Source organism: Eubacterium callanderi (assembly GCF_900142645.1).
Taxonomy (GTDB): domain Bacteria; phylum Bacillota; class Clostridia; order Eubacteriales; family Eubacteriaceae; genus Eubacterium; species Eubacterium callanderi.
Window position 1 is genome coordinate 319,562 of the sequence record NZ_FRBP01000004.1, and the last position, 25,028, is coordinate 344,589.

The window sequence follows — 25,028 nt, forward strand, 5'->3', positions numbered from 1 at the left end:
ATCACAGCTGAAAAGTTGTGATCCTTTATCTTTTTGTTTCTTAAAAAGGATATAAAGTATCCAAAAATTAAGGCAAAGCGTGACCGTTTTGTGTATAATTAATGCATTCGAGTAATAATTTGAATACTTTTAGATAAAACTTGGATAGAAAATCTTGTTTTTGTGCGTTAAAAAGTATAAAATAAACTGTACAGCATCATTGGCAACTGCCAAAAGACCAAGCTGCTAGGAAGATGATTGAATGATTGAATTTATAAATGTTACAAAAACGTATGATAAAAATGAAAAAGACGCCTTAAAAAATGTAAACCTGTTTATTGATAAGGGCGAGTTTGTATTTCTGGTTGGCCGAAGCGGCGCCGGGAAGTCTACCTTTATCAAGCTCTTGCTCCGCGAAATCGACGCGAGTACCGGGACGGTTAAGATCAAGGGTCATGATATTTCCAAGCTTTCCAAAAAGGAGATTCCTTATCTTAGAAGAAAGCTGGGCGTGGTTTTCCAGGATTTCCGTCTGCTTGAAAATAAAAGTGTGTATGAAAATGTGGCTTACGCCATGGAGATCATTGGCCGGCCCGAGCGCAAGATCCGCAAAAAGGTGCCGCTGGCATTGGAAATGGTCGGGCTTTCACATCGGGCAAACCATTATCCCAATGAGCTCTCCGGCGGGGAACAGCAGCGTGTTGTTATCGCCAGAGCCATTATTAACAACCCAAGTATTCTGATCTGTGACGAACCGACAGGGAACCTTGACCCTGTGACATCGCGTGATATCATGCGTATTCTGGAAGAGATTAACAAGCATGGCACCACTGTGGTAGTTGTAACCCATGACAGTGAGATGGTTAATATTATGAAAAAAAGGGTATTAACCTTGGAAAATGGCTATCTCACCAGCGATGACGTCAAAGGACGGTACCGCAATGCGAAGTAATCACTGGAAAACAATGCCCCGGACGATCCTCCGCGATACAGCACAGAGCATGCAGCGAAACAGTCTTATGAGTATTGCGGCTGTTTTTTCCATCATTGCAGCGCTGATCATTTTGGGAATCTTTCTGGTGCTTACCATCAATATCCGTCAGGCGACGGCGAATGTGGAATCCCAGCTGGAAATGAAAATTTTTCTGAAGGTAGACTACACTGAAGAACAGCGCGCCAGCCTGGAACGGGATCTCAAGGCCAATCCTCTCATTTCTGAGGTTCGTTTTGAAACAAAGGACGAGGCTCTGGAAAATTTTTCAAGCTCACTGGACGACTACACAGGTCTTCTCAGTGATTTCAGTTCCGAGAACAACCCCATGCCCGCCTCTTTTATCATTCAGGTAAAAGACTCGGAAAGCATGGACGATGTTAAGGCTTTTGCTCTGACTTATCAGGACAAAGGGGTCGAATACGTAAAATACGGCGAGGAGTATATCAACGCTCTGCTGAATTTTAACCATTTTGCCAATACAATGAGCATCGTTGTGCTGATTGTCCTGTCAGTCATTTCATTATTTTTGATTTATAATACCATCAAGCTCACGGTGTTTGCACGCCGGAAGGAGATTGGTATCATGAAATATGTCGGCGCGACCGACGCATATATAAGAACGCCATTTGTCCTGGAGGGAACTTTTCTGGGGCTGATTGCGGCCGTTATGGCTGTGATGATCGTGCGTTTGGCTTATTACTATATATTGGGCATGCTCGGCGGCAGTGTACTGCTTCCCATGACCTCAGCATTGGCGACACCGGATCAGGTAATGGGTCAGCTGATCTTTTTCTTTACAGTTTATGGTGTGGTCATCGGTGCGGTAGGCAGTGTGTTCGCTATTCGAAAATTCTTAGACGTATAAAAAACAGGAGGGGACTTCAGAAAATGAAGAAGAAAATTTCTTTAATTGTAACGGCATTATTTTGTTTATCTTTATTTATTTCTCCGGTTTACGCAGCCACAAAAGACGAATTGCAGCAGCAAAAAGACGACGCGTCTGCAAAAAAAGAGGCTGCCCAGTACCAGGTGGATATGACCCAGAACACCATCGAAGGGATTCAGACTGAAATCAGCAAGGCTAACGCAGAGATCGACAGGATCAACGGCCAGATCAGTACTCTGGACGGACAGATCAATGATCTGACCGCTAATCTGGAAAGAACCACAGCCGAGCTGGAAGCGGCCGAAGAAAAACAGGCCAAACAGGAAGAAGAATTAAAAGAACGTGTCCGTGTCATGTATATGTACGGGAACGAAGGCTATATGCAGGTTCTTTTCTCAGCCACAGACTTCGCGGATTTCATCGCCAAGGCGGATATGATGAAATCCATCGTGCAGGCCGATAAAGACTGCGCAACAGCACTGGAAAAAACCCGTGCGGAGGTAGAAGAGAAAAAAGAAACCATTGAGACAAACAAAGCACAGGTAGAGCAGGCAAAGGCAGATCAGGAAACTGCCCTGCAAAGCCAGCAAAGTGTCAAGGCTCAGAAGGATGAGCTGTTAGCTAAGAACCAACAGGTAGTACAGCAGTATCAGGCAGAGGTTAATAAGCAGGATGAAATCCTGAAACAGGCCGATGCAGAGCTGGCAGTAATCGCTCAGCAGGAAGCTGAAGCTCTGGCAGCCCAGAGAGCACAGGAAGAAGCAGAGAGAGAGCAGGCGGCCCAGAATGGTTCTGGCGGTTCCGGCAGCGATGCGGACAGCGGCTCCTCCGGCGGCGGTAACGTCGTAGTTTCCAGCGGCTTTATGTGGCCGTTGCCAGGCAACTACACCATTACCAGCTGGTTTGGCTACCGTCCAGCTTCCGATACCAACGGTATTGGCTCCACCAATCACGGAGGAATGGACATTGCCGCCTCCACAGGCACACCGATCCATGCACCGGCTGGCGGTTATGTAACGAAGGCATCTTGGTATGGCGGCTATGGCAACTGTATCATGGTGGCCATGGACAATGGCGATACCCTGTTATTTGGCCATTTAAGCGGTTATAATGTGTCTTACGGCCAGCGTGTCAACCAGGGCGATATCATCGGCTATGTGGGCAGTACAGGCAATTCTACCGGACCACATCTGCATCTGAGCTACTTTGCGAATAACGTCACACCTGTAGATCCATGGGATTACATCTATTATTAAAATATTGACAGAATTTGGAAAGAATCGTCCGGTTCTTTCCTTTTTTATTGTTTATTTAAGGCTTTTAGTGTATTCTTTTCAGGTAAGTATTGACTCAAATTGATTTGAAAGGATTGACAATGGATAAAGGGCAGAGAAAAAAGCTCATCGTTATTGCGGTAATAGCGCTTATTGTTACAAATATTTTAACCTTTTGCCTGACAACAGGCGCCAATGTAGCGCTGGGCAATAAGGTGATTTTAAATGTTGACAGTACAGAAATGGCCGATGGACTTAAAAAACTGGTAAGCTTAAAAGGTCATATCGATAAGGAATATTATAAAGATATTGATGATACGACCCTGATGGAAGGGGCCATGAAGGGCATGTTTGAGTCCACAGGAGACCCCTACAGCGGCTATTATACTGAGGAAGAATTTCAGAAGCTGATGGAAAGCTCAACAGGCACCTACAGCGGCATTGGCGTGGTCGTGACTGAGGATGAAAGCGCGACGACCACAGTGGTTACCCCCTACAAGAACACCCCGGCGGGGGATGCGGGAATGCAGATTGGTGACAAAATCGTCAAGGTAAACGGTGAGGATGTCAGCGGAAAGGGATCCGAGTACACCGTAAGCCTGATGCGCGGCGATCCGGGCACTGAGGTGGAGGTAACCGTACTGAGGGACGGACAGGAACAGACCTTTAACCTGACGCGTCAGAGCATTGACACCCCAACAGTGGACTCCAAAGTCATTGACGGCATTGGCTATATTTCTATTTCGGAATTTACCAATAAAACCTCTGAGGATTTTAACGCTGAGCTTGAAAATCTTCTGAGCCAGCATATCAGCGGGCTCATTATTGATCTTCGCTATAACGGCGGCGGTGTGGTTACCTCCGCGGTGGCAGTGGCAGACCGGCTGCTGGGCGATACGACGGTGGTCTACACGGTTGACAAAGACGGCAGCCGGAAGGACTATACCTCGACCGGGGAGGTGAAGCTGGACCTGCCGATGGCCGTACTCGTTAACGAAGGAACCGCCAGCTCCTCCGAGATCCTGTCTGGGGCGATACAGGATACCGGGGCTGGACAGCTTATAGGAACACAAACATTCGGTAAAGGCATTGTCCAGGAGGTTGTGCCCCTCAAGGATAAGAGCGGCTACAAGCTCACCAATGCGGAATACTTTACACCGAACGGCCGGAACATTAACGAAAAGGGCCTGACGCCCGACGTGGCTGTTTCCCAGAACGAGGCCTATAAGAACACGCTGAACGTCCCGGAAGACCAGGATTTACAGCTTCAGAAGGCACTTGAGATTTTAAAGGGTAAGTAAACAGGAGGGGAGGATCGGAGTTTTAAAACTTCGATCCTTTTTTCTGCTATATTGAACTGATTCCCATTGACAAAACCGACAGAAGTGGTACAATAAGAGAACACATGTTTCTTGGATTGAAGGGTTACAAAGGTGATTGAATGAAACCATTTAAAGTAGTGTCCGACTATGAACCAAAGGGCGACCAGGAAAAGGCCATCCGGGAACTGGCCGACGGCATTGATAAAGGGATGAAATTTCAGACCCTTTTGGGCGTCACCGGTTCTGGTAAAACCTATACCATGGCCAAGGTGATCGAAGCTGTCCAGAAGCCGACGCTGATCATCGCCCACAATAAAACGCTGGCGGCCCAGCTCGCCAACGAGTTCCGGAGCTTTTTTCCGGAAAATGCAGTGGAATATTTTGTATCTTATTATGATTATTACCAGCCGGAGGCCTACGTGCCGCATTCCGACCTTTATATTGAAAAGGACTCCTCCATCAATGATGAGATTGATAAAATGCGCCACTCGGCCACAGCGGCGCTTTTTGAACGCCGGGACGTAATTGTGGTGGCCAGTGTATCGTGTATCTACGGACTTGGGAGTCCTATTGATTACGAAAATCTGGTACTTTCTCTGCGTCCGGGCATGGAAAAGGACCGCGACGCGGTTATCCGGAAGCTGGTGGATATCCAGTATACCCGCAACGATATTGCCTTCGAGCGTAATAATTTCAGGGTAAGGGGCGATATTCTGGAGATTTATCCGGCGGCATCCTCAGGGAAGGCCGTTCGGCTGGAGTTTTTCGGCGATGAAATCGACCGGATTACCGAGATCGACACCATTACAGGCGAGATCACCGGTGAGCTCAGCCATGTTTCCATTTTTCCAGCCTCACACTATACCACCACGCCCGAAAAGCTGGATGTGGCCATCAAAGGTATCCGTGACGAGTTGGCAGACCGGTATGATTATTTTACCGGGCATAATCAGCTGGTGGAGGCGCAGCGCATTCTGCAGCGGACCAACTATGACCTGGAAATGCTCAAGGAGATGGGCTACTGCAACGGCATCGAGAACTATACACGCTACATTAACGGCTCGCCTCCAGGAGCGCCGCCCTATACGCTGATCGACTATTTCCCAAAGGACTTTTTAATCTTCGCGGATGAGTCCCATGTGTCCATTCCGCAGATTGGCGGCATGTCCTCAGGCGACAGGGCCAGAAAACAAAATCTGGTGGATTATGGCTTCAGGCTCCCGTCTGCCTATGATAACCGCCCGCTCAACTTTGAGGAGTTTGAAGGGAAAATCAATCAGATTGTTTTTACCTCGGCCACACCGAGCAAGTATGAAAAAGAACACAGCGAACAGACCGTCGAACAGATCATCCGCCCCACCGGCCTCATCGACCCTGAAATCTTTGTGCGGCCCATCAAGGGACAGATCGACGATTTGATGAGTGAGATCAATGAGACGGTATCCAAGGGAAACCGGGTGCTGGTGACCACACTCACCAAAAAAATGGCGGAGGATCTGACCCAGTATTTCAAGGAAAACGGCATTCGGGTCAACTACCTGCACTCCGACATTGACACCATCGAGCGGACAAAAATCCTCAAGGAGCTGCGCATGGGCGAGTTTGACGTTTTGGTCGGTATTAACCTTTTAAGAGAAGGGCTGGACCTGCCAGAGGTTGGACTGGTCGCGATCCTGGATGCGGACAAGGAAGGCTATCTGCGATCAGAAACCTCACTCATCCAGACCATCGGCCGCGCGGCCAGAAATGTGGAGGGCAAGGTGCTTATGTACGCGGACAGAATTACCAGGTCCATGGATTATGCCATCACCGAAACCAACCGCCGGCGGAAAATCCAGAGTGAATTCAACGAGGCCCACGGTATTATTCCGCAGTCTGTCCACAAAGAAATCCACGATTCCCTCGAGGTGACAAAGGTCGCTGAGGATCAGGCTTCCTATGTGGTGGAAGACGAGGTGATGGATGTGGAAGCTGAAATCATGAACCTCGAAGCAGAAATGCTGACCGCTGCGGAAAATCTTGAGTTTGAAAAGGCCGCTGCGCTGCGTGACCGGATTAAAGAACTGAAAGGAAATAAATGAAATACATAGACGTCAAGGGTGCCAAGGAGCACAACCTTAAAAATATTAATGTGAAGATACCGAGAGACCAGCTGGTGGTGCTGACCGGTCTCAGCGGATCGGGAAAATCCTCGCTGGCTTTTGATACCATTTACGCCGAAGGGCAGAGACGCTACGTCGAGTCCCTTTCTGCTTACGCGAGGCAGTTTTTAGGCCAGACACAGAAGCCCAATGTGGAGAGCATTGACGGCCTGTCACCGGCCATTTCCATTGACCAGAAAACCACCAACCGGAACCCCCGTTCGACTGTTGGGACAGTGACGGAAATATATGACTATTTCCGTCTGCTTTATGCCCGTATTGGCATTCCCCACTGCCCAAAATGCGGCAAGGTTATTGAGTCGCAGAGTGTGGACCAGATTGTGGACACCGTTCAGGCTCTGGAGCCCGGCACCCGGTTTCAGATTCTGGCGCCGGTGGTGCGCGGTGAGAAGGGGCAGCATAAAAAGCTGCTGGACCATTTGAAAAAGGAGGGCTATGTCCGTCTGATCGTAGACGGCGAGTCCAGAGAAACCAGTGAAGACATCGAGCTGGAAAAAAATAAAAAGCACAGCATTGAGGTGGTGGTTGACCGCCTTAAGAGCAAGGAAAACATGACCAAACGCCTGACCGACTCCATCGAGACAGCCCTGCATCTGGCAAACGGCCTGGTGATCTGTGATGTGATCGGCGGCGAACAGCAGCTTTTCAGCGAAAAGCTGTCCTGTCCAGACTGCGGCATTGCCATGGATACGCTGGAGCCCCGGACATTTTCCTTCAACAACCCCTTTGGGATGTGTTCCGAGTGCCACGGACTCGGTTTCCACAAGGAAATTGACCCGGACTTGCTGATTCCAGACAAAAGCCTGTCCATTGAACAGGGGGCCATCAAGTTTTTCGGGCTGAAAAATGACTCGAAAATCATGGTCAATCTCATACGCGCCATTGCGAAAAAATACAATTTTACCCTGGACCAGCCCCTGACAGAAGCGCCGGACGCTTTTCTTCAGGAGCTTTTGTACGGCTCGGATGAAATTCTGGAAATCGAGTATGAGGGCAAGTTTTCGGGCACCTATACCACGACCTTTGAAGGCCTTGTCAACAATATGGAGCGCCGTTATCAGGAAACCCACTCCGAGGGTATGCGCAGCCTTATCGATAAATATATGTCTGAGATTCCCTGTCCAAAGTGTAAAGGGAAGCGCCTGAACCCCACAAGCCTTGCGGTAACGGTACAGGATAAAAATATTATTGACCTTACGGATATGTCGGTCAAAGAGCTTTTGGGCTTCTTTTCAAAGATGCATCTCACAGAGACAGAACAGATGATAGGCGAACAGATTTTTATTGAGATCAACGCGCGCCTGAAATTCCTCCAGGACGTTGGTCTGGAATACTTGACCCTTTCCCGTGCTGCAGGCACCCTTTCCGGCGGCGAATCCCAGCGTATCCGCCTGGCCACCCAGATCGGTTCCGGACTTGTGGGGGTGCTCTATGTACTGGACGAACCCAGTATCGGGCTGCATCAGCGGGATAACCAGAAGCTGCTGAAAACCCTGCGCCGCCTCACCGATCTCGGCAATACCCTGGTGGTGGTGGAGCATGATGATGAGACCATGGAGGAAGCCGACTGGATTGTGGATATTGGCCCCGGAGCGGGCGTTCATGGCGGCGAGATCATTGCCGAGGGAACCGTTGAGGATATCAAGAAGGTGCCTGAGTCGATTACCGGCCAGTATCTGAGCGGCAAAAAGCAGATTGAGGTGCCAAAGGAGCGCCGGGACGGTAAAGGCACGGCCATCACCATTAAGGGCGCGTCTCAGAACAATCTGAAGAACATTGACGTTTCCTTCCCGCTGGGCAAATTTATCTGTGTCACCGGTGTTTCCGGCTCAGGAAAGAGCACCCTGGTCAATGAAATTTTGTATAAGGGCGCTTCCCAGAAGCTGTACCGCAGCTTTAAGAAGCCTGGAAAATACAAAAGCATCGAGGGATTGGATGAGATTGATAAGGTCATCGCCATTGACCAGTCCCCCATCGGGCGTACCCCAAGATCCAATCCAGCGACCTATACCGGTGTGTTTGACATGATCCGTGACCTTTTTGCCAAGACACCTGAGGCCAAGGCCAGGGGCTATAAAAAGGGACGCTTCAGCTTTAATGTCAAGGGCGGCCGCTGTGAAAAATGCAGCGGTGACGGAATACTCAAAATCGAGATGCATTTTCTGCCTGATGTCTATGTACCCTGCGAGGTGTGCCACGGACAGCGGTATAACCGCGAGACGCTGGAGGTTAAGTATAAAGGGAAAAACATCGCGGATGTGCTGGATATGACGGTTGAGGAATCCCTGAAATTTTTCGAGCATCTGCCCAATATCCGCAATAAAATGCAGACCCTCTATGACGTGGGGCTTGGCTATGTGAAGCTGGGACAGCCGTCTACACAGCTTTCCGGCGGGGAAGCGCAGCGCATCAAGCTTGCCACAGAGCTCTCAAAGCGCAACACGGGCCGCACCCTTTATATTCTGGACGAACCGACCACGGGGCTTCATATGGCGGATGTCGCAAGGCTGATCGACGTACTGCAGCGCCTGGCCGATACCGGCAGTACAGTGGTGGTGATCGAGCATCAGCTGGACATGATAAAGGTCGCCGACCATATTATCGACCTGGGGCCAGAGGGCGGCGACGGCGGCGGAACGATTGTATGCACAGGGACCCCGGAGGAAGTCGCCAAAGTGAAGGAATCCTATACAGGGCAGTACCTGGCTAAGATTTTGAATAAAACCTATGACAGGTCGTGACATCAGTATCGAGATGCCCCACGCCTGAAACAGACAATAAAATAAGCGCATGTGGTCTCTGAGCAGCCGTTCAGAGCCCCTGCGCTTTTTTGATATTATACGCCGAAAGGAGGCGATGTGTATGGGAGAAAAAAAGAATACCAAACAGGATAAAACGCAGAACTGTCAGCCCGATGACCTCATCGTGCTGACTGAGAGAATTATGAAAGCGCATGGTAAGCGGGATCTGGAGTTTGTGATGCGGCATATGGATGAGCATGTGCTGTGGATCGGGGCCCTGCAGAACCAGTATATCCATGGGAAAAAAGCAATGCGCGCGGTACTTGAGCGTGAACAGGATGTGCCCATCTGTTCAGAAGGGGTGGACTGTGAGGTTACCTACAGAACAACGGATACCGTCATTGTGACCGGCCGCCTGAATGCCTATACAGACCCGAAGACAGGCTATGTCCTTAAGCAAAACCAGCGGCTTACCTTCGTCTATCAAAAGCAGTCCGGGGGCTGGCGTGTGGTACACCTGCATGTTTCCAACGAATGGGATGTGCTTCAGGAAGGGGAGGTGTTCCCCTATGCCTGTGGCCGGGAAACTTACCGCTACATGCAAAAACAAATTGATGCAAAACAGCGGGATTCCCAAAAGCTTGAGGTGCATATCCGTAAGCGGCCATATATTCTGGAAACCCACAGTATTCTTTTCATCGAGGCCTTTAAGCACCACTGCATGATCTGCCGCGTGAGCGACCGAATTCAGGTCGATGAATCGATCACTGCCCTGGCAGAACGGCTTCCGAATGCGTTTTTAAGGGTCCACCGCAGCTTTATCATTAACCTGAACTATGTGGACCACCTGGCATACAGCTCTGTTTTTCTGTGTGATGGAATTGATATTCCAATTCCCAAGCAGCACTATCGGGAGACTAAAACACACATTATGGACAGGCTTTCCCAGCTGGGGATTACGGTGAAGGAAAATCCGGCATCCCGGTAAGTTCAGGCAGCGGGTTTGATAGCCTGTGCTACCATTGATGGTGTTTAACCGCCTATTGGTGCACAGGCCATTGATTTTTTTGGTATATTTTATATAATAAGAATTAATTAAACGTTTTAAAGAGGAGGTCCTACCATGAAAAGAACACTTCGACTTAAGAGATGTATGGCTTTTCTGCTCATCTTAACTCTGGTACTGGGTGGCAGTCCAGTGGCACTCGCTGGTGAGGCGGTTGACCTGACAAAGCCATCGGGAGCCGAGAATCAGCCAATACAGCTGCAGGCAGCAGACACGATTGATGGGGTTGCTGACCTTGTCGTCACCAATTTAAAAGAGGCCGTAACCCAGGACGGACTGGAAAGCGCCAAAACCCAAAAAAGTCTCCATGCCGACGCCCGTTATATCAGCGGAACACTGACGGTCACCGGCATAAAGGATACAGACTGGTACTATCAGACTTTGGCCGGAAGCAAAAACCAGCTTAACAATCTGCACCTGGGCGGCGCCTTTGACACCGCGACAGTGGTATCGCTGAGCGTTGACCCCAAAACGCCGGCCCAGGCAGACTTTATGCTAAAGCTTCCAGAGGATGCGGTGATGTCTGAATCGGCAGGAAACCTTACTCTGGAGTCTGCCTGTAATGTGACAGCGACGGATCTGACGGTGAGCGTGCCGGTAGAGACGGTGTTTCTGGCCCTTGCCGGAGATGGCATTACTGTCGATGATCCCCAGGCAGACAAACCCTCCTACACAGCCGTTGTCAATATTGATGGCGGAAAGCTCAGCAAACGGCTGACCCAGGGTGACGTAAGCTTTGACGGCGCCTTTGCGGGCGCTTCGGTCACTTCGGTAACCACCGATGCAGATAAGACCGGATTTACAGTCAAATTTACAAAGGAGGCCAACACAGATACTTCCAGGGCACGCACTGGGCGCCTGATTCTTCCAGCAGACATCCTGACCTACACAGACGGCGCGGCTCTTAACCGCGACGTCACGCTGACAATGCCGGACGAGTATGTCCCCAAAACGGTTAACCTCACAGGCGGCGCGAGCGGCGGCCCTGTCGTCAACGGGACAGATATAGGCAAGCAGATCGCAAATCAGAGCGTGACGGTGGCGACACAGGTTCTCAATAAGATCAATGATACCGCAGGCTTTGCGGGACTTGGTTTCCTCAACATTATCACAGATCTTATCTGCAAGCTTGACGCTGGTGCGCAAGACAGTGAGCTGGCTAAAATACAGGATCAGATCAGCCAGGTCAGCCGTCAGCTGAATAACAGCACCGATGAAATTATTAACGGGCAGCGTCGGAGCGATATTCTCGCGAGGCTTAATGCTTTAAACAGTGTGGCGGGCGATCTGAAAAATGATTTTGACGCATGTAATACCTCGGCTAAAACCGCGATCCAGTACATGGCGGGCCAAACCACTGACGGACATTTAGAGGAGATTCGCACAGCCATGAGCCATGTGTATTCCAGCCAAAATAATGATAACCGTTATTATGATCATATGATGAATCTGGGCCGCGGCATCACCGGTGAGGGGGCGCTTTTAAAAGATACCGATATTTTTACTGCCTTTAAGAGCCTGTCCTCCTATAATTACGACTGGAGCAGCCAGACCCTGGACGGACGCGAGTCCTTTAACGAAGCCATCAAAAACTACTATGCCCAGGGATACGGTAATCTTCTCACCGCTATGCAGTATGATTATGACAGCAATGAAGCTGAAGCCAAAGCGAAAATCCAGGCCATTTCAGATATGCAGACCCTATTGAAGGCGGGCGGGCTGAACCCGGCGGATGTCGAGAGTCTCAACAAGCTCATTGCCCAGTACGGCGGCAATGTGACGGATGCGGACGGCACGCCCAATGGCGGTGACATTGGTCTGTGCAATATGCGTATGCAGCGGACAAAGCAGAATATGGACAGCCTTACGGCCATGCAGGCAAAGATTAACAGCCTTTACACCAGTGCTGCCCAGGGATGTAAGGCTGACCGTCAGCTGGATGCGGACGGAAAGGTTTTTAACTATCGTGTGAATAAGACCTACAATAAAACCCTGCAGGGCTTAAAGGGCAGCAGCTGTTACTACCGCAATAAAAACCACTACACTGCCAGTGACTGTACGCAGACCCAGAAAAACGACCATGCCAGCCGCAGCGATTATGAAACCATGATGCAGGCAGCACGTATCAGGAAGTACAGTTCCTTTAAGGATGAACTGACCGCTGCCGGGCTGACACAGGTTAACATGACCGCGGAAAAGACCACAAAGGCGCTGAGCGGTCTGGATGCTGCGGGCTTCTATATCGGTAACGGCTCTGTTAAAAAGAGCGGAACCTTGCTTTTTTCACGGCTTAATTTTAAATACTGCCTGGCCATTATTGATATGAACGGCAGCTATGACGGTGCCCATGAATGTTACCGCTACGGCAACCTGTGGGGCAAACTCAGCTGGCAGCCCAAGGAAGAGCGGCCACTGCTGTTTTTACTGGAGGTTAAATAAGCGCAGCCGATCACAAGCTAAGTTTTTACATAAAAAATGCTAAATATTACCAATCTTTTCACGAAATGCGTTGACAGGTACTGTCTAATTAAGTATAATAAAGCTAACAAAAGAGTTTAACAGACAGTGGGTGATAAAGATGAAAACAACATTGAAGGATTTAAGACCTGGTGAATCAGGTGTGGTTGATACAATTTCAGTGGAAGGCCTTATGCGCCGTAAGCTCATGGATATGGGCGTAACCCCTGGTGTCGAGGTAATGGTCGATAAGGTAGCGCCTTTTGGAGATCCGATCGAAATTCACCTTAGAGGCTACGCGTTAAGCCTGAGAAAAAACGATGCTGAAAATATATTAATCGCCTAATTGTTTAAGATTTTGAATAAATATTAAATCACAAAAACCGCCTTTTTCGAGGTGGTTTTTCTCTTGTAAGGACAAGTTAGTTTTATGTGACATCCTAAAACCGAGGAGTATTTTATGAATTATCGCGTTGCACTGGTGGGAAATCCGAACTCTGGAAAGACCACCCTGTTTAACAGCCTGACTGGAAGCAATCTGTATGTGGGGAACTGGCCGGGCGTCACCATTGAAAAAAAGGAAGGGGATCTGCGGGATACCGCGAGCAAAATTACGCTGGTGGACCTTCCCGGCATTTATTCGCTGGCGCCCTATTCGATGGATGAAATTGTATCGAGGGATTTTTTGCTGAGTGAACCGCCGGATTTGATCATCAATATTTTAGATGCGTCAAACATTGAGCGGAACCTCTATCTGACCACCCAGCTGATGGAATTGAAGATTCCCATCATCGGCGTGCTGAACATGATGGATATTGTTGAGAAAAAGGGATTGAAGCTGGACCTCCAATCCCTGAAAAAGGGCTTTGGGTTCCCATTTATGGAGATATCCGCCCAAAAGGGAATCGGTATTGAGGCATTGATCAAGGCAGTCGAGGAAAAGCTGGAGGATGACCGGAAATCCGGGAAAGCACCGGAATTCAATCCGGTTTTTCCAGATAATATCGAAAAGGTCATCATTGATTTCGACAACCTGGTGCAGCGGTCTTACCCGGATATTCTGCCCGGCTATCCCAAAATTTTCAGAAGCATCAAGCTCATTGAAAAGGACGATGAAATTCTGAAAAAGGTGGCGAACTGCTTTGGACTGGATCAGGATATTTATGACGCCCGGGAAAAGATCCGAGAGATCAGCGGGCAGGATGTGGACAGCACCATTGCGGATTACCGCTACCGCTTTATCACAGATCAGGTAACTAGGGCTACGAAAAAGATCGGTAAAACCCATCTGGCCTTTGAGGACAGGCTGGATAAGGTACTCATGAACCGCTACGCGGCCCTGCCTATTTTCTTTATCTTTATGTTTATCATTTATTTTGTGTCCATCAACGTGGTGGGGGATGGAACAACAGGCCTTATCGAGGGTTTTATCAGCGAAATGCTGATTCCCGGCGTGACGGGCTTAATGGAAGGGCTAAACGTGGCTCCGTGGCTCATTGCTCTGGTGACAGAGGGTGCGATCACCGGTGTGGGGGCGGTTTTGACCTTTATCCCACAGATTACCGTGCTGTTCATCTTTATCTCCGTGCTGGAGGACAGCGGCTACATGGCGCGGGTGGCCTTTATGATGGACCGCGTATTCCGAAAATTCGGCCTTTCGGGAAAATCCTTTATCCCGATGGTCGTGGGGCTTGGGTGCTCGGTTCCTGGAATTATGGCAACCCGTACGCTGGAAAACGAACGGGAGCGGAAGCTGACCATTATCCTGACTCCCTTTATCTCCTGTGGCGCCAAGATGCCGATCTATGTGCTTATGGCGTCAGCCTTTTTCTCAAAGGCCCAGTCCGTCATGGTCTTTTCCTTATATATCGTAAGCCTGCTGGTGGTTTTTGTGTCAGGCGTGATTTTGTCCAAGACGGTATTTAAAGGACAGGATTCCGGCTATCTGCTGGAGCTGCCGCCCTACCGCCTGCCGGTTCTTAAAAACACGGTTACCCAGGTATGGCAGCGTGTGAAGGAGTTTATTGTACGTGCCGGCACCATTATTTTTGCGGCCTCGGTTGTGCTTTGGTTTCTCCAAAACTTTGGTACGGACTTCCAGATGACGGCCAATGCCGATGAAAGCATTCTGGCGGCCTTCGGAAAATTCATCGCCCCGGTTTTTGCCCCGCTGGGCTTTGGCAACTGGGTGGCCAGCGTTTCGGTATTGTCGGGTATCGCGGCCAAGGAAATGATCATCAGCACCATGAGTGTCTTGACCAGTACCTTTGACGGCGGCTTTACCATGGCGCTCGGACAGATTTTTACCCCGCTTTCGGCTTACAGCTTCATCCTGTTTGTGCTCCTGGCATCGCCCTGTACGGCAGCGCTGGCGACCATGAAAAAAGAGCTGGGAAGCTGGAAAACTTTTGGCTTTGCCATTTTGTACCAAACGGGTACTGCCTATCTGATCTCCATGCTGGTCTACCAGATTGGAAGCTTGTTTATTTGATTTATCTGCGGCCTCAGGCCGCTTTTTTGTTACCACTTTAGCATCTTTGGGTAGATATAATCCTATACAAATGAAAGCAAAATGGAGGAAACCATGAAAAAGACACAGGTATCTGCCCAAAATGGTTCGGAAGGCCGCTCTTTTGCGGCGGGGCTGAATTTTTATAAGCTCTTCTGGATTTTTATGATCGGCTGCTTTTTAGGGACGATTCTTGAAATGATTTTTTGTTTTGTAACCCAGCACGGCCTTATCGAAAGCCGATCAGGTTTGATTTACGGCCCCTTTAACCCAGTCTACGGCTTTGGAGCTGTGGTTCTGACCATTGTTTTAAGGCCTCTTGCCCATAAAAGAGACCTGATCATCTTTCTTTTCAGTATGGTCATTGGCTCAGGCTTTGAGTATCTCTGTTCAGCCTTCCAACAGTATTTTATGGGGACAGTATCCTGGGATTACAGCAACCTGCCCCTCAACATCGGCGGGCGTACCTGCCTGCTGTACGGTCTGTTCTGGGGGCTTCTGGGGCTTTTGTGGGTAAAGGACATTTATCCGTATTTCTCCAAATGGATCGAAAAAATCCCCAACAAGGTGGGGATTGTGCTGACCTGGGTGTTGGTGGTGTTTATGATTTTTAACATGGCCATTTCGGCCCTGGCTGTCCAGCGCTGGGATCAGCGTGACCATGGTGTCAAGGCGGACAATTCGTTTGAAGAATTCCTGGATAAGACCTATCCCGATGATTTTATGCGCAAGATCTATCCGAACATGATCCTTTAGGAAACTGAAGATTGAAAATGGAAAATTCAGGTACAAAAAGCCTCTGGCTTTTTGATTGAGACACGGCTTGCGCCGCAATTTAATCAAATTGCCAGAGGCTTTTTTTCGATAATTTGCCAACTCACTTATGCAAATTTATTTGTCTGCGGCCGCAGGCCGCTGCTTAAATCGCTTTTGTCAACGGCAAAAGGGTTCTGGAATTTTCAATTTTCCATTTCCTCACTGGCAGCAAGCTCTAAATTTAAATCAGGCGTCTCAGCTGGTTCCTTCCCTTTAAACACGGTGAGGATCGTGACGCCGGTCAGGATCAGCGCGCAGCCCAAAACACTCTTGACGGTGATGGGCTCGCCCAGAAAGGCGATGCCGCAGACCACGCTGGTGATGGGTTCAAACATGCTGAGAATGGCGGCTGTGGTACCCCCAGACAGCTTGACGCCAACCTGGAACAGGGTGATGCCCAGAAAGCCACAGAGCATGGCCACCAGAAAGGAGAGCAGCCACCCCATGGGGGTGATGTCAAGGGTCAGCGTTCCTGTGAACAGTCCGTAGATAAAAACAAAGCCGGCCACAAACAGGTTGATGTAAAAAGACAGCTTGAGTGGGTGCAGCGCAAGGAGGCTGCTTTTATCCAGATACAGGATGTAGAAAGCGTAGGTCAGGCCGGAAACCAGCGCTAAGAGGATGCCAAGCAGTCCACCCTCAATTTTACCGCCCATAAAAAAGCTGATACCGGCTGTGGCGATGACCAGGGCCAGGATCTTGGGCTTGGTGAGATGTTCCTTAAAGATCAGAATGGCACCCAGAGCCACGAATACCGGATAGACAAAGTGCAGGGTGGTGGCAGTGCCCACGGGAATATAATTGTAGGACTGGTACAGCATCAGTGTGGTGACAGCAGAGCCGATAAAACTGATGATCAAAAGCTGCTTAAGCTGCGTTTTTGAAAGCTTAAAGGACACCTTCTGCTGTTTTAAAATAATCCATAGGACCGGTACACAGAAAAAGGTCCTCAGAAAGGTCAGCATAATGGAATTGCTGCCGTTAAGATAGGTAATTTTTCCCATGATCGGTGTAAAACCAAAGATACAGGCCGAGAGTATGATAAACAAATTTCCTTTTAAGCTTTTCATTTTTCCTCCAACAATATAAATGCTTCCCAACAGCACAAGCATACACCATAATCAAAGGAAAAACAAGGGGTCAAAAAAGTAAAAACGGCCTGCGTGCCGGGCAGACCATTTTCAAATGAATCTTTTTAAAAAGCAGATTTGTAGATGTATTCCGAGGTCGAGGCGTGAAGGGCGCTGACGTAGTTACAGCGGAAGGACACAATATCCCCGATCTGGTAATCACGGCTGCATTCCGTAATATCCACAATCAGGTGGTCTGAGCTGGACGCGATGATTTCAAGGTTGGCATCCAGAGGCGTCAGATCCTCCATGGTGGTATCCTGCTTGCCCAGAGCGCAGATGGCCCGCTTGCGGATGCCCCGGTCTTCAAAGACCGGGGTGCAGCCATAGGCGTCACAGCCGATTTTGCCGATGGGCATGGAGGGCTTATCCTTGATCTCGATAATCTCCACATCCAGGATAAAATTGTCATCATGGAGATTTTCATAGCGCATGTTGTTGGAGGTATCGTTTCCGATAAGGATCAGCTCGCCAATGCGCAGGTTATTGATACAGGAAGGAATAGTGCCATCCTCCACCATAAAATAGGTGCTGGAGGCGCCGCCGGAGGTGATAGCGCAGTCCAGGCCAAAGCGTTTTTTAAGAAGAGTCTGGAAATCGTCGAAGCGCTCGTAGGTTTCCACAGTGGGGACGATGGCGCCGGTACAGGACAGGTTTGCGCCGATGCCCCGGATATCAATGTTTTTAAGCTTCAGCATCTCTGCCATATCCGCGCAGAATGATTCCTCTGAGAAATAGCCCTCGCGCAGATCGCCCAGATCCACCATGACCAGCACCTCATGCTTCCTGTGATGCCTGGCCGCCGCGGTATCCAGCGCCTGGACGGTTTTTAGCTCAGAGTTCAGGGAAAGGGTGGCGTACAGAACGGTTTCTTCAACCTCGGAGAGCATGGGCATTCGGATCAGCCATTTTGGACAGTCGAGGTCCGCAAGGGTGACGAGATTTTGGACACGGGAATCGCCAAGGGCAGTAACGCCGCCCGCCAGCAGGGTCTCGGCAATCTCATAATTGCCCCCGGTGCACTTGGTAATGCCAGTAACGCCGATGTTTTTTTCGGCAGCGGCCCTTACAACGGTCTGTGTATTTTCAAGAATTTGCTGTTTGTTAAATCGCAATAATGGATACATGGTTCACCTCAAAAATTTTATACGTCTTAGTATACCATGTTTTTATAAAGAGTGTATGAAGATTTTTAAAATAATTACACCCTTTCCGGCGGCTTTAGGTTGACAGTATTTTCTGCCTTGTTTATAATTAAGGGTGCACTTATAAACGTATTTTGATTATTAATTTGGAGGAACCCATGAAGATATACGACCATCATAAAATTGAGAAAAAATGGCAGAAGTACTGGGAAGACCACGATACCTTTAAAATCGAGCAGAACTCGGACAAAGAAAAGTTCTATGGTCTGGTAGAATTCCCGTATCCCTCAGGAGCCGGACTGCACGTTGGCCACGTCAGAGCCTACACATCCCTTGAAATCATTTCAAGAAAACGCCGGATGGAAGGCTTTAACGTCTTATTCCCCATTGGCTGGGACGCCTTTGGCCTGCCAACCGAGAACTACGCCATCAAGACGGGCCGCCATCCGAGAGAAGTCACCGATGAAAACATCAAGGTATTTACCCAGCAGCTGAAATCCATTGGGTACTCCTTTGACTGGGACTGCGAGATTGACACCACCGATCCAAACTATTTTAAGTGGACCCAGTGGATATTCTTACAGCTTTTTAAACACGGTCTGGTTTACAGAGACCGCACCTATGTCAATTTCTGCAGCGGCTGCAAGGTTGTTCTGGCCAACGAAGACTTCCGCGAGGGCAAATGCTCCATCTGCGGCAGCGAGGTCGTGCAGCTTGAAAAGGACGTTTGGTTCCTGAAAATCCGTGAGTATGCCGAAAAGCTTCTGGCAGGCCTGGACGATGTGGATTATCTGCCGCGTATCCGCCTGGAACAGGAAAACTGGATCGGTAAATCCATCGGTGCCGAGGTCGATTTTGACATCGCGGGCGCAGACCAGAAGCTCCGCGTTTTTACCACCCGCCCCGACACCCTTTTCGGCGTGACCTTTATGGTCATCGCGCCCGAACACCCGCTGATCGAGGAAATGAAAGACCGTATCACCAACATGGATGCCATTGTGGATTATCAGGAAGCCGCCAAGCGCAAGACAGAATTTGAGCGTGTCCAGCTGGCCAAGGAAAAGACCGGCGTCATGATCGAGGGCATCCGCGGCATCAACCCGTTAAGCGGGGAAGAAGTCCCCATTTTTATCGCGGACTATGTTATGATGGGCTACGGCACCGGCGCCATTATGGCGGTTCCGGGACATGATACCCGTGACTGGGAATTCGCGAAGAAATTTGATCTGCCCATCATTGAAGTCATCAAGGGCGGCGATGTGAGTGTAGAGGCCTATACCGATACAGCCAGCGGCGAGATGGTGAACTCCGGCTTCTTAAACGGAATGGAAGTCAAGGAAGCCATCGCCAAAACCATCGAATATCTGGAAGAAAAAGGTCTTGGCAAAAAGACCATCAACTATAAAATGAAGGATTGGGCCTTCAACCGCCAGCGCTACTGGGGTGAGCCGATTCCGATCGTTCACTGCCCGAAATGCGGCATGGTGCCTGTACCGGAAGACCAGCTGCCATTAGAGCTGCCAAAGGTCAAGAGCTACGAACCGACCGACACCGGCGAGTCTCCGCTGGCCGGCATCCCTGAATGGGTCAATACCACCTGTCCGCACTGCGGCGGCCCAGCCAAGCGCGAAACAGACACCATGCCGCAGTGGGCGGGCTCCAGCTGGTACTTCCTGCGCTATTTTGACAACAAAAATGACCAGGCACTGGCCGACTATGACAAAATGAAATACTGGATGCCTGTCGACTGGTATAACGGCGGTATGGAACACGTCACACGACATCTGCTCTACTCCCGCTTCTGGCATAAATTCCTGTATGACATCGGCGTGGTGCCCACCGCAGAGCCTTATAAAAAACGGACCATGCAGGGCCTGATTCTTGGCTCAGACGGCGAAAAAATGTCCAAGTCCAAGGGCAACGTGGTCAATCCTAACGATATCATTGATGAGTACGGCGCAGATACCCTGAGAACCTATGTCATGTTCATCGGCGACTATGAAAAACCCGCGCCGTGGTCCGAAAATGGCACCAAGGGCGCCAAGCGTTACCTGGACCGTGTCTGGAAGCTTCAGGAAATTGTGACAGACGAAACAGGCTACAGCCAGGAGCTGGAAAGCATGATGCATAAAACCATCAAAAAAGTCAACAGCGATTATGAAGAAATGAAATTCAACACCGCCATCGCTGCCCTGATGACCCTGCTCAATGAGTTTAACAGCGTGGGCAAGGTGACAAAGGATGAATTTAAAACCTATCTGCAGCTGCTGTACCCGGTAGCGCCGCATATCACCGAAGAGCTCTGGGAAATCGCCGGACTGGAAGGCTGCCTGCACGATAGCCCATGGCCTGTTTATGACGAAGCCAAAACCGTGGACGATGTCATCGAAATGGCTGTCCAGATCAACGGTAAGGTGCGCGGTAAGATCAGCCTGCCCGCCGACGCGGATAAGGAAGCCGCCAAGGCCATCGCTCTCGAGCATGAAAATATCCGCAGCTATGTGGAAGGCAAAAATATCGTGAAGGAAATCTTTGTGCCAGGTAAAATCTTTAACCTGGTTGTGAAATAAACATGAAGTATGTCGAGCTGTATACAGATGGCGGATGCCGCGGCAATGGCCAGGCCGGTGACAACATCGGCGCCATTGGCGGTATCCTCATCTATCCGGAAAAAAATATCCGCAAGGAATACAAGAAAGCCTATCCCAATACCACCAACAACCAGATGGAGCTGCTGGCAGTCATCACAGGCCTCAAGATGCTCAAAGAGCCCTGCGAGGTCGTGATCCACAGCGATTCCGCCTATGTGGTCAATGCCTACAACCAGAACTGGGTGACCGGCTGGAAGGCCAAAAACTGGAGCCGCGGCAAGGCCAGCCCCTTGAAAAACAAGGAGCTCTGGATGGAGCTGGACGAGCTGGTCAACTACCACGACGCCCGCTTCGCCAAGGTCAAGGGCCACGCCGATAACGAACTCAATAACCGTGCCGACGCGCTGGTGAATGAGGCGATGGATGCGTATGGGAAATGAGAAGAGATTAAAAATAAATATTCAGGGAGAGCTTATAAGCTGCTATCCCTAGCCCCAAAGAGAACCGATATGCCGCCAAATTAACTCCCGGCATATCGGTTTTTAAATCCCTATACCACCTGCTTAAAATATGGGATCACTCATCCCATCATTTTAAAATAAATGTAAAACGATTACGGAGGTAATCGCAGAAAGGAAATGCAAATGGAAGCAAACACGCAGTACCATTTCATCAACTACGATGACGCTGTCAAGGCCTATGAGGGAGAATATCCGCGGCTGACGCGGGACAAGGTGGCGGAGCTTTTTTCGGATTTGAAGCGCGGGGCGCCGGTGGCGTTTATCAACCGGGGAACGCCGGCCCAGCCCATGACAGCCATTGTATTCGCGGATGAGACAGTGCTTTTGTGGCCGCGGTCACCGCATTTTGTGGTGGACGCTATCGGACGGTATTTTGACAAGGACATGAAGCAGTGTCGAAGAAACAATCGAAAACGATTTGGTTACAGGCGGCACTTTCCCATCATTTTGGGTGAGGAGCTTCAGCTTTTACCAGTTGTGACAAAACTTCCTGATGGCGGCAGAGGAATCAGTTTTCTCTGCCGTCATTTTTTTATCCATTTGAGCGAGGAAAAAATGCTGGTATCATTAAGTGGATTGGCTGTTGCTTACTGCTGCTCGTCAACTCTGATCAAGGATAAAATTCTGGAGCTGACACGGCTTTGCCGGGCATTATTTATAAAAGAGCTGCTTAAAAACGGGCACAGCTTTAGCCTGGCGAATAACCCTGCCTGCCGCAGCTGTGCTTTGCTTGGGGTGTGCCATGACCTGTTTTATGCAGCCTATGGTTTTTAAGGTTTCAAAAATAAAAAAGAAACCCTTCAGATCAAACTTTTGGGCTGAATCGGAGAAAAACAACCGTTTTATATCATTTTGAAGCAAAAAAGTCTCAATTTATGGGGCTTTTTTGTTTTTTTTGAGGGGATTTTCGCGCTGAAGGAACTTTGATTTGTGCGGTTCTAATGCTTTAGAATGGCATTAACACCCGGTAAACGGCGGTGAATTGCAAATCAGGAGGACTGAAATGAATCAGACCAAAAATCTTAAGAAGCCTGCGGACATGAATGGAATGGAGCGCGTAAAAGCGCGGAAGGATTTACGCCATTACCCGGTGCCGGATTATTTAAAGGATCTGGGCGTCTCGAGCATGGCGGATTTAACCGAGGAGATACCCCTGGTTTACCACTGTGACAATCCATTTTTCCAAGAGAACAAAGGTTATCCGATCCGCGAAACACCCGAGGAATTATGTAGAGAGACCTTGGCCGGAAGCCTTGGGCAGATTTGCAGGGTAAAGCTGGGCAACAGCGCACATCCGCTGCATATTTTTGAAGCGATGTGTGACGGCAGACCGCTGAAAGAATGCATCTTTCCGGATGGCAGCACCCATCTGTGCGCCCAGGGTGAGATTGAATCTGAAGGGGAGACGCCGCTTTCGGATAAGGATATCGAAGCCTTTCAAAGCCCACTGCTGAGGGCAGCCACAGATCAGGCCTTCCTCAGTGATTCCATCGACATGAAGCGCTGGGTGTACCGCCTGCGCGGCCCATGGTCGGACACATATTTTGTATTGATTGAAAAAGGAGAAGCCCATGAATAAGCATATAACCTTAAAGATAAACTGTTTTGAAAGCCTCTTGTTTGGGAGTATCCGCATCCTGGTGGAAACAGTGGATGTGCGGGCTCACAACAAAGCCATCGAGAGGGAGATCCGTGAGATTCAGAAACGCATCATGTATGATATGGACTGCGAACTTGTCAGCAAAGCCATGGACCGGCTCATCGCACTCAAAAAGCAGATGCTGAGGACCGGGGACGGGCGGAAAGAGTGGTTTGTGGTAAAGGATGTCTGCAGGGCCCTGGGGTATAAGAGCCACTGCGGGGCGCTGCGCACCCATGTGCGCAGTGAGGATGTGACAAAGCGGGAAATCCGCGACGCCAATAATCACCGCCAGAAAATGCTGGTCGTCAATGAAAGGGGACTGGACGCGCTGATCCTCGGCGGCCGGCTGCACGCTGCGCCATTTTTCAAGGGGTATATCACTGGGGTGATACTGCCCTCGATCCGGGGAGTAAAACCGTGGTTCCCCTGGCCCTGTGTGGAAACGGTGTGCGCTGGATGTGTCCCCGGCCCCTTTGGAGTGAATCATGAATTACCTGACTGAGCTTCTGGCCTTTTACAGATGGCTGGAGACCACGCTCATCAGCCCGATCCAGCAGGCTTACTGGCATCTGCTCATGTGCGCCAACAACAGGGCCGCTGTCCGGGATGAGCTTGGGGACTGGTACTGGCCTGTGGACTTTAATCTTCCCAACACGGTGGTCATGCGGTTTCTGGGCCTCAAAAAGCACTATCAGGTCGTGCACCTCAGAGACCAGCTGATCCGCACCGGGCGGGTGCAGTATGAAAAGCACCCTGCCCAGCGGGCAGGCACCTATCGCCTGCATCCTTTTAACCAGGGACTTGAGGCGATCTGGATTACTGCGGAGAGGGGGTGCGTGCGCACACAGGTCTGGAACGTCGCGGGCAGCCCGTCCGCACCTGGGCTGGAAACGTACATAAATCCTTTAAACAATAAAAAAGCTTTTCTATCAGGTAGTATTCCTGAGGACACGCTGTCCCCCAACGGCTTTAATCTGCTTCCTGAGATCTCTGAGGAGGAAAAGGCAGTGATCCGGGCAAGGTTTCCGGATAACGATGTGGCCGCCTTTTACGCGATTTGGGAGGCACGCGAGAAAAAACAGATGGAGACTAAAAACCTATGGAGGTGACGAGATGAATCGATATGGCACAGGTCCCGGCATCCTGCACAAGCGCCGGCCCTACCTGGTGGAAGCGGAATGCAGGGTGCAGGTGGGCTTTTATGCCCGGACTGTGGAAGAAGCGGAAGATTTATTCGGCGAGTACTGCCAGGCTGTGGAGGACAGGCACCCGGAGATTGTATTGAGTATAACGGATCTTTATGAGGATGAATAGGAGGGGGGAATGAATCAATACAAAGAGATCGACGCGTTGGTCGGAACCTACAAAAATGGACAGAAATACCCCCCAAACAGCCCAGAGCGGGAAAACGCAAAAGTGGCGGGAGAAATGCTCATCATAACCTTTAAGCCCCTGGTGCTGTCCGTGATGAGCAGGTTTCAGGTGCCAGATGAGCAGTTTGAGGATGGCTTTCAGGACGGTCTTCTGGCCTTCATGAAGGGATTGGAGCGCTTTGACCCTGAGCGCGGCGCAGCTTTTAATGCTTTTATACGCACCCATCTGTGTCAGTATTACAGAAAATGGAAAAGTGGGCGCTTTAATCAGTCGGTGACGGCCAAAAAACAGCTTGACGACAAAGCACCAGGAACGCAGGGGCTCACCTTTGCAGACACGCTGGCAGATGAAGCCCCCGGCCCCGAGAACGGTTTTATCTGGAAGAAAGAAAACGAGCGCCATCAAAGGAAACTGGCAGA

21 protein-coding genes are annotated in these 25,028 nt (G+C 49.8%); 19 read left to right on the forward strand and 2 right to left on the reverse strand.

Going from position 1 to position 25,028, the window contains the following annotated elements:
* Nucleotides 1-241: 241 nt before the first annotated feature.
* From ftsE to BUC22_RS07055, 11 genes are all read left to right on the forward strand, one after another.
* The gene (gene ftsE / locus BUC22_RS07005; RefSeq protein WP_013381348.1) at nt 242-931 is read left to right on the forward strand and encodes a cell division ATP-binding protein FtsE; all 690 of its coding nucleotides are present in this window, start codon (nt 242-244) and stop codon (nt 929-931) included.
* On the forward strand, nt 921-1,838 hold the full coding sequence (ftsX, locus tag BUC22_RS07010) for a permease-like cell division protein FtsX (protein ID WP_013381347.1): 918 nt from the start codon (nt 921-923) through the stop codon (nt 1,836-1,838). The genes ftsE and ftsX overlap by 11 nt, the downstream gene beginning before the upstream one ends.
* A gap of 23 nt (nt 1,839-1,861) precedes the next feature.
* Nucleotides 1,862-3,115 (forward strand): murein hydrolase activator EnvC family protein, encoded by a 1,254-nt coding sequence (locus BUC22_RS07015; RefSeq protein ID WP_013381346.1) that lies wholly within the window; start codon nt 1,862-1,864, stop codon nt 3,113-3,115.
* A 119-nt stretch (nt 3,116-3,234) separates the two neighbouring features.
* Nucleotides 3,235-4,434, forward strand: a complete 1,200-nt coding sequence (locus BUC22_RS07020; RefSeq protein ID WP_013381345.1) for a S41 family peptidase — start codon at nt 3,235-3,237, stop codon at nt 4,432-4,434.
* Between the two features lie 140 nt (nt 4,435-4,574).
* Nucleotides 4,575-6,536, forward strand: coding sequence for an excinuclease ABC subunit UvrB (uvrB, locus tag BUC22_RS07025; protein ID WP_013381343.1), 1,962 nt, complete (start codon nt 4,575-4,577; stop codon nt 6,534-6,536).
* Nucleotides 6,533-9,358 (forward strand): excinuclease ABC subunit UvrA, encoded by a 2,826-nt coding sequence (uvrA, locus tag BUC22_RS07030; protein WP_013381342.1) that lies wholly within the window; start codon nt 6,533-6,535, stop codon nt 9,356-9,358. Before uvrB ends, uvrA begins: the two co-directional genes overlap by 4 nt.
* 121 nt (nt 9,359-9,479) lie before the next feature.
* A complete protein-coding gene (locus tag BUC22_RS07035; RefSeq protein ID WP_013381341.1) occupies nt 9,480-10,346 on the forward strand; it encodes a LytTR family transcriptional regulator in 867 nt (288 codons plus the stop codon).
* A 135-nt stretch (nt 10,347-10,481) separates the two neighbouring features.
* Complete coding sequence (locus BUC22_RS07040; protein ID WP_073382630.1) at nt 10,482-12,863, forward strand: hypothetical protein; 2,382 nt, start codon at nt 10,482-10,484, stop codon at nt 12,861-12,863.
* Nucleotides 12,864-13,002: 139 nt separating this feature from the next.
* Nucleotides 13,003-13,227 (forward strand): FeoA family protein, encoded by a 225-nt coding sequence (locus BUC22_RS07045; RefSeq protein WP_013381339.1) that lies wholly within the window; start codon nt 13,003-13,005, stop codon nt 13,225-13,227.
* Between the two features lie 114 nt (nt 13,228-13,341).
* Nucleotides 13,342-15,372 (forward strand): ferrous iron transport protein B, encoded by a 2,031-nt coding sequence (gene feoB, locus BUC22_RS07050; protein WP_013381338.1) that lies wholly within the window; start codon nt 13,342-13,344, stop codon nt 15,370-15,372.
* 93 nt (nt 15,373-15,465) lie between these two features.
* On the forward strand, nt 15,466-16,146 hold the full coding sequence (locus BUC22_RS07055) for a putative ABC transporter permease (protein WP_041689900.1): 681 nt from the start codon (nt 15,466-15,468) through the stop codon (nt 16,144-16,146).
* A gap of 203 nt (nt 16,147-16,349) precedes the next feature.
* Here BUC22_RS07055 and BUC22_RS07060 read toward each other — a convergent pair whose 3' ends face one another.
* On the reverse strand, nt 16,350-17,276 hold the full coding sequence (locus BUC22_RS07060; RefSeq protein ID WP_013381336.1) for a DMT family transporter: 927 nt from the start codon (nt 17,274-17,276) through the stop codon (nt 16,350-16,352).
* A 125-nt stretch (nt 17,277-17,401) separates the two neighbouring features.
* Nucleotides 17,402-18,463 carry an alanine/ornithine racemase family PLP-dependent enzyme gene (locus BUC22_RS07065; RefSeq protein ID WP_013381335.1) on the reverse strand — a complete coding sequence of 354 codons (1,062 nt, stop codon included), beginning with the start codon at nt 18,461-18,463 and terminating at the stop codon, nt 17,402-17,404.
* A gap of 176 nt (nt 18,464-18,639) precedes the next feature.
* Between BUC22_RS07065 and leuS the strand changes: the two genes are divergently transcribed.
* The 8 genes from leuS to BUC22_RS07105 form a co-directional block, all read left to right on the forward strand.
* Complete coding sequence (leuS, locus tag BUC22_RS07070) at nt 18,640-21,051, forward strand: leucine--tRNA ligase (RefSeq protein WP_013381334.1); 2,412 nt, start codon at nt 18,640-18,642, stop codon at nt 21,049-21,051.
* A gap of 2 nt (nt 21,052-21,053) precedes the next feature.
* Nucleotides 21,054-21,512, forward strand: a complete 459-nt coding sequence (locus BUC22_RS07075; protein ID WP_073382633.1) for a ribonuclease H family protein — start codon at nt 21,054-21,056, stop codon at nt 21,510-21,512.
* A 204-nt stretch (nt 21,513-21,716) separates the two neighbouring features.
* Nucleotides 21,717-22,367 carry a hypothetical protein gene (locus BUC22_RS07080; protein WP_013381332.1) on the forward strand — a complete coding sequence of 217 codons (651 nt, stop codon included), beginning with the start codon at nt 21,717-21,719 and terminating at the stop codon, nt 22,365-22,367.
* 229 nt (nt 22,368-22,596) lie between these two features.
* Nucleotides 22,597-23,172, forward strand: coding sequence for a hypothetical protein (locus tag BUC22_RS07085; RefSeq protein ID WP_013381330.1), 576 nt, complete (start codon nt 22,597-22,599; stop codon nt 23,170-23,172).
* On the forward strand, nt 23,165-23,737 hold the full coding sequence (locus BUC22_RS07090; RefSeq protein WP_013381329.1) for a BRO-N domain-containing protein: 573 nt from the start codon (nt 23,165-23,167) through the stop codon (nt 23,735-23,737). Before BUC22_RS07085 ends, BUC22_RS07090 begins: the two co-directional genes overlap by 8 nt.
* Nucleotides 23,721-24,344: a hypothetical protein gene (locus BUC22_RS07095; protein WP_013381328.1), complete on the forward strand. Its 624-nt coding sequence runs from the start codon at nt 23,721-23,723 to the stop codon at nt 24,342-24,344. Before BUC22_RS07090 ends, BUC22_RS07095 begins: the two co-directional genes overlap by 17 nt.
* A gap of 4 nt (nt 24,345-24,348) precedes the next feature.
* Nucleotides 24,349-24,549: a hypothetical protein gene (locus BUC22_RS07100; protein ID WP_013381327.1), complete on the forward strand. Its 201-nt coding sequence runs from the start codon at nt 24,349-24,351 to the stop codon at nt 24,547-24,549.
* A 9-nt stretch (nt 24,550-24,558) separates the two neighbouring features.
* On the forward strand, nt 24,559-25,028 hold a 470-nt coding region (locus BUC22_RS07105; protein ID WP_073382636.1), incomplete at its 3' end, for a sigma factor.

Bases quoted from the DNA above. Each gene is read 5' to 3' on its own strand.
- BUC22_RS07075 (WP_073382633.1), top strand. From the start codon at position 21,054: ATGAAGTATGTCGAGCTGTATACAGATGGCGGATGCCGCGGCAATGGC.
- uvrB (WP_013381343.1), top strand. From the start codon at position 4,575: ATGAAACCATTTAAAGTAGTGTCCGACTATGAACCAAAGGGCGACCAG.
- BUC22_RS07100 (WP_013381327.1), top strand. From the start codon at position 24,349: ATGAATCGATATGGCACAGGTCCCGGCATCCTGCACAAGCGCCGGCCC.
- BUC22_RS07095 (WP_013381328.1), top strand. From the start codon at position 23,721: ATGAATTACCTGACTGAGCTTCTGGCCTTTTACAGATGGCTGGAGACC.
- leuS (WP_013381334.1), top strand. From the start codon at position 18,640: ATGAAGATATACGACCATCATAAAATTGAGAAAAAATGGCAGAAGTAC.
- BUC22_RS07015 (WP_013381346.1), top strand. From the start codon at position 1,862: ATGAAGAAGAAAATTTCTTTAATTGTAACGGCATTATTTTGTTTATCT.
- feoB (WP_013381338.1), top strand. From the start codon at position 13,342: ATGAATTATCGCGTTGCACTGGTGGGAAATCCGAACTCTGGAAAGACC.
- uvrA (WP_013381342.1), top strand. From the start codon at position 6,533: ATGAAATACATAGACGTCAAGGGTGCCAAGGAGCACAACCTTAAAAAT.
- BUC22_RS07055 (WP_041689900.1), top strand. From the start codon at position 15,466: ATGAAAAAGACACAGGTATCTGCCCAAAATGGTTCGGAAGGCCGCTCT.
- BUC22_RS07065 (WP_013381335.1), bottom strand. From the start codon at position 18,463: ATGTATCCATTATTGCGATTTAACAAACAGCAAATTCTTGAAAATACA.
- BUC22_RS07040 (WP_073382630.1), top strand. From the start codon at position 10,482: ATGAAAAGAACACTTCGACTTAAGAGATGTATGGCTTTTCTGCTCATC.
- BUC22_RS07085 (WP_013381330.1), top strand. From the start codon at position 22,597: ATGAATCAGACCAAAAATCTTAAGAAGCCTGCGGACATGAATGGAATG.
- BUC22_RS07020 (WP_013381345.1), top strand. From the start codon at position 3,235: ATGGATAAAGGGCAGAGAAAAAAGCTCATCGTTATTGCGGTAATAGCG.
- ftsX (WP_013381347.1), top strand. From the start codon at position 921: ATGCGAAGTAATCACTGGAAAACAATGCCCCGGACGATCCTCCGCGAT.
- BUC22_RS07045 (WP_013381339.1), top strand. From the start codon at position 13,003: ATGAAAACAACATTGAAGGATTTAAGACCTGGTGAATCAGGTGTGGTT.
- BUC22_RS07080 (WP_013381332.1), top strand. From the start codon at position 21,717: ATGGAAGCAAACACGCAGTACCATTTCATCAACTACGATGACGCTGTC.
- ftsE (WP_013381348.1), top strand. From the start codon at position 242: ATGATTGAATTTATAAATGTTACAAAAACGTATGATAAAAATGAAAAA.
- BUC22_RS07060 (WP_013381336.1), bottom strand. From the start codon at position 17,276: ATGAAAAGCTTAAAAGGAAATTTGTTTATCATACTCTCGGCCTGTATC.
- BUC22_RS07035 (WP_013381341.1), top strand. From the start codon at position 9,480: ATGGGAGAAAAAAAGAATACCAAACAGGATAAAACGCAGAACTGTCAG.
- BUC22_RS07090 (WP_013381329.1), top strand. From the start codon at position 23,165: ATGAATAAGCATATAACCTTAAAGATAAACTGTTTTGAAAGCCTCTTG.